This is a genomic window from Streptomyces sp. FH025, from assembly GCF_017427025.1.
In the GTDB taxonomy this organism is placed as follows: Bacteria; Actinomycetota; Actinomycetes; order Streptomycetales; family Streptomycetaceae; genus Kitasatospora.
On record NZ_JAFLNG010000413.1, the window covers coordinates 1 to 7,042 of the forward strand.

Annotated in this window: 8 protein-coding genes and 1 pseudogene; 4 read left to right on the top strand and 5 right to left on the bottom strand. The window is 74.3% G+C overall.

What is annotated here, in order from left to right:
• Nucleotides 1–272, top strand: a pseudogene (locus J0670_RS25340) (uracil-DNA glycosylase); the annotation flags it as partial.
• Nucleotides 273–402: 130 nt separating this feature from the next.
• On the opposite strand, the gene J0670_RS25345 reads toward J0670_RS25340, so the two are convergent.
• Nucleotides 403–1,281, bottom strand: a complete 879-nt coding sequence (locus J0670_RS25345; protein ID WP_207813974.1) for a CHAD domain-containing protein — start codon at nt 1,279–1,281, stop codon at nt 403–405.
• A 162-nt stretch (nt 1,282–1,443) separates the two neighbouring features.
• On the opposite strand from J0670_RS25345, the gene J0670_RS25350 reads away from it, so the two are divergent.
• The 3 genes from J0670_RS25350 to J0670_RS25360 all read left to right on the top strand — a co-directional run bounded on the left by J0670_RS25350 (nt 1,444) and on the right by J0670_RS25360 (nt 3,819).
• The gene (locus J0670_RS25350; RefSeq protein WP_207813975.1) at nt 1,444–2,118 is read left to right on the top strand and encodes a hypothetical protein; all 675 of its coding nucleotides are present in this window, start codon (nt 1,444–1,446) and stop codon (nt 2,116–2,118) included.
• A gap of 147 nt (nt 2,119–2,265) precedes the next feature.
• Complete coding sequence (locus J0670_RS25355) at nt 2,266–3,078, top strand: thioredoxin domain-containing protein (protein WP_207813976.1); 813 nt, start codon at nt 2,266–2,268, stop codon at nt 3,076–3,078.
• 90 nt (nt 3,079–3,168) lie between these two features.
• Complete coding sequence (locus J0670_RS25360; RefSeq protein ID WP_207813977.1) at nt 3,169–3,819, top strand: vitamin K epoxide reductase family protein; 651 nt, start codon at nt 3,169–3,171, stop codon at nt 3,817–3,819.
• Between the two features lie 17 nt (nt 3,820–3,836).
• Here J0670_RS25360 and J0670_RS25365 read toward each other — a convergent pair whose 3' ends face one another.
• The 4 genes from J0670_RS25365 to J0670_RS25380 form a co-directional block, all read right to left on the bottom strand.
• Nucleotides 3,837–4,337: an NUDIX hydrolase gene (locus J0670_RS25365; protein ID WP_207813978.1), complete on the bottom strand. Its 501-nt coding sequence runs from the start codon at nt 4,335–4,337 to the stop codon at nt 3,837–3,839.
• A 94-nt stretch (nt 4,338–4,431) separates the two neighbouring features.
• Nucleotides 4,432–5,505, bottom strand: coding sequence for a serine hydrolase (locus J0670_RS25370; RefSeq protein ID WP_207813979.1), 1,074 nt, complete (start codon nt 5,503–5,505; stop codon nt 4,432–4,434).
• A gap of 46 nt (nt 5,506–5,551) precedes the next feature.
• On the bottom strand, nt 5,552–6,067 hold the full coding sequence (locus J0670_RS25375; RefSeq protein ID WP_207813980.1) for a GNAT family N-acetyltransferase: 516 nt from the start codon (nt 6,065–6,067) through the stop codon (nt 5,552–5,554).
• A 24-nt stretch (nt 6,068–6,091) separates the two neighbouring features.
• Nucleotides 6,092–6,484: an ankyrin repeat domain-containing protein gene (locus J0670_RS25380; protein WP_207813981.1), complete on the bottom strand. Its 393-nt coding sequence runs from the start codon at nt 6,482–6,484 to the stop codon at nt 6,092–6,094.
• Nucleotides 6,485–7,042 lie beyond the last annotated feature (558 nt).

The window sequence follows — 7,042 nt, forward strand, 5'->3', positions numbered from 1 at the left end:
TACGGACGGTCGTCGCCCTCGGAGCCTTCGCCTGGCAGGCCATGCTGCCGGTGATCGCGGACGCCGGCTGGCTGGTCCCGCGCCCCCGCCCGGCCTTCGGCCACGCCGCGCAGGTCACCTTCCCCGCCCGCGACGGCGGCTCGGACCTGCGGATGTACGGCTGCTACCACGTGAGCCCGCGCAACACCAACACCGGCCGGCTGACCACCGCCATGCTCCACGACCTGCTGCGCGAGGCGGCCCGCTCGGCGGGGCTCAGCCCGACCGGCTAGCCGAACCGGGAGCGTTGGTTCGACGAGCTCGGACGCCGGGGCATCGACCCGTGGGAGGACGAGATCCCGGAGGAGTTCCAGGACGAGCGCCGGCTGGCCCCGGCGAGCGAGCCGTCCCGGAGGACGGGCCCTAACCGAACCGCGCCAGCTTCCGCTTGCCCGCCCCCGCCCACACCTCCGCCAGCCGGCCGCGCGCCGCCTCGGCCGCCGCGAGCTGGCGGGCGTAGAGCGCGCCGTAGCCGAAGGGCTCGCCGCCGGCCGCCGCCTGGTCGGCCAGGGCCCCTGCGGCGACCACCGCGTCCTGGTGCTCGCCGAGCACCTCCTGGACGGCCTTCATCCGTTCCGCGTACCGCTCCGCCGCCTCGCCGACCGCCGGGGCCGCCGTCTCGCCGGCGTAGCGGGCGCGCTTGGCGGCCTTACGGGCCTCGTGCAGAGCGCGGTCACGCTCCGCCGGGTCGGCGGCGAGCGCGGTGCGGACGCGCTCGGCGGTGCGGCGCTGTTCCCGGGCGGCGATGCGGGAGAGCTCGGGGCGGGCGGCCCTGGTGGCCCGCGGGCGCAGCGGCGGCTCGGCGAGCAGGGCGGTCAGGGCGTCGGCGAGGGCGCGGCGGCGGGGGCTGTCGAGGGCGGCGACCACCTCGGGCCACACCCGGCGGTACTCGGCCTCGCCCCACCGCTCCAGCGCTCCCGCGACCCGCTCCGGCCCGCACTCGGCGGGCAGCTCGCGGGCCTGGGTGGCCAGGCGTTCGGCGAGCACCTCGTAGTCCCGGGAGCGGCCGAGCGCGGCGGCCAGCCAGCGCAGGTCGGCGACCAGGGTGTCGGTGGCGCCGGGGGCGAGGAAGCGGCGGAAGGTCCGCAGGGCGCTGCGCAGCCGCCGGCAGGCGACCCGCATCCGGTGGACGGCGTCGGGTTCGTCCGCCCGGACGGCGTCGTCCAGTCCGGCCAGCACCACCGCCTGGGCCTCGATGCGGTCGAGCAGCACCTGCCCCACCGTGGTTTCGGGCCTGGCCATGGATGCGCACCCCTATCAGCGGGAACGCCTTCCAGGCTAGTCGGGAGACGGCCGCTGTCGAGCCCGCGCGGGCCACTGAGGCGACGTCACGCGATGTCCGCGCGATGTCCAGGGCCGATGTGCCCTCGTGCCAGGTGTGAGTGCCATGGCATACTCCGGAGCGTGACGACCTCCACCCATGTGACCAGGGCCCTGCGGGCCGCGGTGTTCACCGCGCTCGCCGTGCCCATGGCCGCATTGGGCCAGGTGGTCATCACCGGTCGCCCGCTGCCGCTGTCGCTGGTGGCCACGGCGAGTGCCGTCGTCTTCCTGGTCTCGGCCGCGCTGGCCGGCGGGGAGCGGCGGCTGCTGCACATCTCCGGTGTGATGGTGCCGGTCGAGCTGCTGCTCAACACCACGTTCAACCTGGGCCAGACCGGCTGTGGGCCGATCCTGTCCGAGCACGTGTCCGCGCGCGGGGTCAACCTGCTGGTCTGCGGCGGTGGTTCGATGGACGGCTCGCTGCTGGGCGGCCCGCTGGGCCACGCCGGGCAGTTGGCGCCCGCCGCGACGCAGCTGCTGCTCCTGCTGGTGCACCTGGTGATCGCGCTGGCCGCCTCGGCCTGGCTGCGGATGGGCGACGCGGCGCTGTCGGGCCTGGCCCGGGCGCTGCGCGCGCTGCGCCAGTCGCTGACCCGCCCGCTGCGGGCGCTGGTCCTGCTGCTGCTCCCCGCCCCCGCCCGCCCGGTGCTGCGGGTGCCTCTGCCGGTGTCGGACCGCGAGCGGCCGCGCCGCGAGGACGTGGTGCTGAGCCCGGCGCCCCGGCGTGGTCCGCCGGCCTTCGCGCCTGCCTGCTGACCGCTTTCCCGTCACCGGCCCACCGGGGCTCGGAACCCCCGTACGCCCGCAGGCAGTGCGCACGACTCCCGCGTTCACCCGATCCCGCCGCACCCCGTGCGGCTCCCCGCGCGCACCCGCGCGCCGCGTACAGGAGTTGACTTCCCCATGGCACAGAAGCCCACCAAGCGCGAGGCCAAGCTGATCAGTGCCCGCGAGCGGATCCAGGAGGCGCAGCGCCGCGAGAAGCAGGCCGCCAAGCGCCGTCAGCGGATCGTCGTGACGGTCTCCGCCGTCGCCGTGCTCGCCCTCGCGGGCGGTGTCGCGGTCGCCATCAACTCGGCCTCTGGCAAGGACGACAAGGCCTCGGCGGCGTCCTCGGCCCCGCTGGTCGTGCCGGCCAACGCCACCGGCCCGGACGGCACGGTGATCACCTACGGCAAGGCCGACGCCCCGCACACCATGGAGGTCTACGAGGACTTCCGCTGCCCGGTCTGCAAGCACTTCGAGGCGGCGAACGGCGAGGCCGTCAAGAAGCTCACCGAGGACGGTCAGATCAAGGTGGAGTTCCACCTGGCGGCCTTCCTGGACAAGAACCTCGGCGGCAAGGGCTCGCGCACCGCGCTGGCCGCCGCCGGCGCCGCGCTGAACGAGGGCGTGGACAAGTTCAAGGCCTTCCACGACGTGCTGTACGCCAACCAGCCGGACGAGCGCGAGGACGGCTTCGGCGACGTCAACCACATCCTGGACCTGGCCGGCCAGGTGCCCGGGCTGAAGACGGACGCCTTCGTGAAGGCGGTCACCGACAAGACCTACGCACCGTGGGCGGCGAAGGTCGCCGACGCCTTCAACAACAGCCAGGTGACCGGCACCCCGACGGTCAAGGTCGACGGCAAGACGATCACCCTGTTCGCCGGCAACGCCCCGGCGTCGCCGGACCAGTTCACCGCGCAGGTGAAGCAGGCCGCCGGCCTCCAGTAGGCCGACCCGGCCGCATCGCACGGCACCACCGGCCCGGCCGAACTCCCGGCCGGGCCGGCCCCTCCCAGCCAGCCACCGGAGTGTGCTGCCTTGACTGCCGCGACCTCTGTGCACCTCTCCCGTCCCGCCCCCGACGCCGCCGGCCGAGGCCCGGTCGGCGCGAGCCGGGCCTTCGCGATCCTGCTGTTCCTCGGCGGGCTGATCGGACTGGCCGCCTCGGCCGTCCTGACCTTCGACAAGCTCCGCATCCTGGAGAACCCGTCCTACGTCCCCAGCTGCAACCTCAACCCGGTGATCAGCTGCGGCTCGGTGATGCGCACCGAGCAGGCCGAGGTCTTCGGCTTCCCGAACCCGTTGCTCGGCCTGGCCGCCTTCGGCGCGCTGGCGGCGATCGGCGCGGGGCTGCTCGCCGGCGCCGGGTACCGGCGCTGGTTCTGGCTGGGCCTGCACGGCGGGACGGCGCTGGGCGTGGTGTTCGTGCACTGGCTGGTCGACCAGGCGCTGTACGACATCGGCGCGCTGTGCCCGTACTGCATGGTGGTGTGGGCCACGGTGGTGGTGCTGTTCTGGTACACCACGCTGCACAACCTGCGGACGGGTGTGATCCCGGTGGGTCCGCGGCTGCGGGTGGTCGTCCGGGAGGCGGCGCGCTACCACTGGGCGCTGCCGGTGCTGTGGGCCACGGTGATCGCTCTGCTGGTCCTCAACCGGTTCTGGTACTACTGGAGCACGCTGATCTGACCGGCGATCGGCCGAGGTCAGCCCAGGTAGCCCACCGAGTGCAGCAGCGCGGCGGCGCCGGTCCGCCGGGCCTCCAGGGCCCCGGCGAGCCGGCGCGCCGCGCAGGGGTGCAGCAGGGCGGCGGCCCGGGCGGGGGTGAAGTACCCGTGGTCGGCGATCTCCTCGGCCTGGAGGCGGACGGCCGCGCCCGCCTCGACGGTGCCGCCGTCGAACATGAACTGCACGGCGGGGTGCGCGTGTTCACCCTGGCCCGGGATGGGATCGCGCCACTCCACCACCAGCAGCCGCAGCTCGCCCGCCACCAGCCCGGTCTCCTCGTACAGCTCGCGGGCGGCGCACTCGGCGGGGCCCTCGCCCCGGTCCATCCCGCCGCCGGGGAACTGCCACTGGTCGCGGTAACTGGCCTTCAGCAGCAGCACCTTGCCCGTCTCGTCGGTGAGCAGCACGCTGCACCCGGTGTAGGCGCGGACCAGCCCGGCCAGCCACTCCTCCTCCGAGAGTGCCCAGGTGTCCGTCATCGCGCCTCCTCCGCCGGCTGCCTCCGTCACGGCCACTCTGCCGCAACCGCCATACCGTCGAAGGCCGTTCATACCTAATCCACCCGATCGGGTGCTACCCGAAGACGGACCGCCGGAAGGCGTTGCGCAGGTCGGTGAGCGGCTGGGTGCTCCGGTCGTAGTGCACCTTGTTGGTGAGCAGCAGCGCCCAGCGGCCGAGGCGGCGGGAGACCCAGATGCCGGTGCCGGTGAAGCCGTAGTGGACGAAGGTGCCGTCGGCGGGATCGGTGCCGGGGGCGTACAGCCAGGACAGGCCGCGGGCGGGGGTGAGGCCGCCGGTCTGTTCGCGCAGCGATTCGGCGATCCACCGTTCGCCCCACGGCAGTCGGGGCGGCGGGGCGAGCACGGCGGCGAGGAAGCGGGCGAGGTCGCGGGCGGTGGCGAAGGCCCCGGCGTTGCCGGAGACGCCGCCGAGCAGCCGGGCGGAGGGGTCGTGCACGACGCCGCGCAGGTGGGCGCCGAGCGACTCCTCGTACTCGGTGGGCGCGGTACGGGCGGTCTCGGCCGGGCCGAGCGGCCCGTACCGGGCGTCGGCCATGCCCAGCGGCCGCCAGACCCAGCGCGCGGCGAGTTCGTCCAGCGGTGCGCCGCCGAGGTCCTCGACCAGGTAGGTGAGCAGCACGGCGGCGCGGTCGGTGTACTCGACGGCGGTGCCGGGGGCGCGGTGCAGCGGGGCGGCGATCACCCCGGCCCGGATCGCCGCCGGCTCCGGCCCGTAGAGCCGGGCGAAGCGGGTGTGGGGCAGCAGGCCGGCGGTGTGCGCGAGGAGTTGACGTACCGTCAGGATCTCCGAGGGGTGGCCGGCGGCGGGCGGCCACCACCGGCCGAGCGGTTCGTCCAGCGGCAGCCGCCCGGACTGCCACAGCGCCCCGGCGCAGGGCCAGAGCGCGACGATCTTGGTGAGGCTGGCGAGGTCGTACAGCGTGTCCGGCCCCGGCGCGAGCCCGGCGTACGGGCCCTGCCCGAGCGTGCCGTGGCTGCCGCCGCCCAGCGCGCCCCCGGCGTCGCCGACGGCCCAGACGGCGCCCGCGCCGACGGTGCGCACGCCGTCGCGGACCAGCCGGTCCAGCTCCCCGCCGGGCGCGGCCAGGGCGGGGAGCCGGTCGGCTCCGGGCGGTCGGTGGCTCATCCGTCTCCCTAAGGCCTGACCCGGGACCGCCCGGAGCGGCCGTCGCTCAGACCGCCGCCGCGAGCTCCTTGCCGAGGCAGATGCTCTGCGCGTGGTCCTTGTAGATACCGAACTTCCGGATCGCGGAGTAGCCCTCGGACCCGTAGAGCGCGATCGCCTCGGGCTGCTCGGTGCCGGTCTCCAGGATGAAGCGGCTGCGCCCGGCCTCGACGGCGGTCCGCTCCAGGCGGCGCAGCACCGCCCGGGCCAGGCCGCGGCCCCGGGCTGCGGGGATCACGAACATCCGCTTGAGCTCGGCGTCGCCGTCGCGCAGCCCGTCGGGGCCGGCCTGCTTGGCCCGCCACCCGCCACAGGCGACCGGGCGGCCGTCCAGGTAGGCGATCATGAACAGTCCGGCCGGCTCCTCGAAGTCCTCGGGGTGCAGGACGGTCTCGTCCGGGTCGCCGTAGCGGCGCACGTACTCCTGCTGGACCTCCGCCGACAGGGCCTGGGCGTCCGGGTGGGCGTAGCCGGTGATGCGGAACTCGACGGTGCCGGTGTCCCGGGTGGCGGTGCTCTCCATGGTCGAAGAGCCTACGACCTCGGTCTACCGGCCCTCGAACCGGGCGAGCAGTTCCGTCTTGCCGAACATCGCGGCGGCGTCGACGGCGGACGGGAAGCCGGCCCTGGGGTCGGCGCCACCGGCCAGCAGCGCGTCGACGACGTCCACGGTGCCCTTGAAGACGGCGCCGGCCAGCGGGGTCTGGCCCTTGTCGTTGGCCCGGTTCGGGTCGGCGCCGCGCTCCAGCAGCGCCTCGACGGCGGCGGCGTGGCCGTGGTAGGCGGCGAGCATGATCAGGGTGTCGCCGCTGCCGTTGGTGAGGTCCGCGGAGACACCCGCGTCGACGGCGGCGGTCAGGGCGGCGGTGTCTCCGGTCCGGGCGGCGTCGAAGAGCTTCCCGGCGAGCGCGATCACCTCGGCGTCGGGGGCGTCGGTCATGACTGGCTGCCTTTCCTGAGGGCGGATGGGAGTGCCGTGCGTACCGCACGCTAGCGGCCGGGGCCGGACCGGGCCACCACGCGTCCGGATTCCGGTTGCCGACCCGCCCCGCGCGCGGACGCGGGAGCACACGGCCGCGCGGGCCGCGCAGCCATTCGGGGGAACTTCCCGGACCCCCCGGAAACTTCCCGCCCACCCGCCGGGAATGCCTCGCCACACCGAATCCGTGTGGAGCGAGGCCGACACCCCGGCCGCTTCACATACCCCCATCCGCCCCCGGGGCGGTATTGAACGGCTTGAACGGCAGAACCACCCATTTGCGCCGTTCCATCATCTATTACTTTTTGTCACGATTGGGACACTTCCAGTGACACGGTCCCCGTCCCCCTCCCTGAGGAGCAGAACGTGATCCTCTCGATTTCCGGCATCGTCCTGTTCGGCACCATCGCCTTCCTGTTCTTCCGCAGGGACGGACTAAAGGTCTCCCACGCCATCGTCTGCGCCCTCTTCGGCTTCTACGTCGCCGGCTCCTCGATCGCCCCCAGCATCACCGCGGGC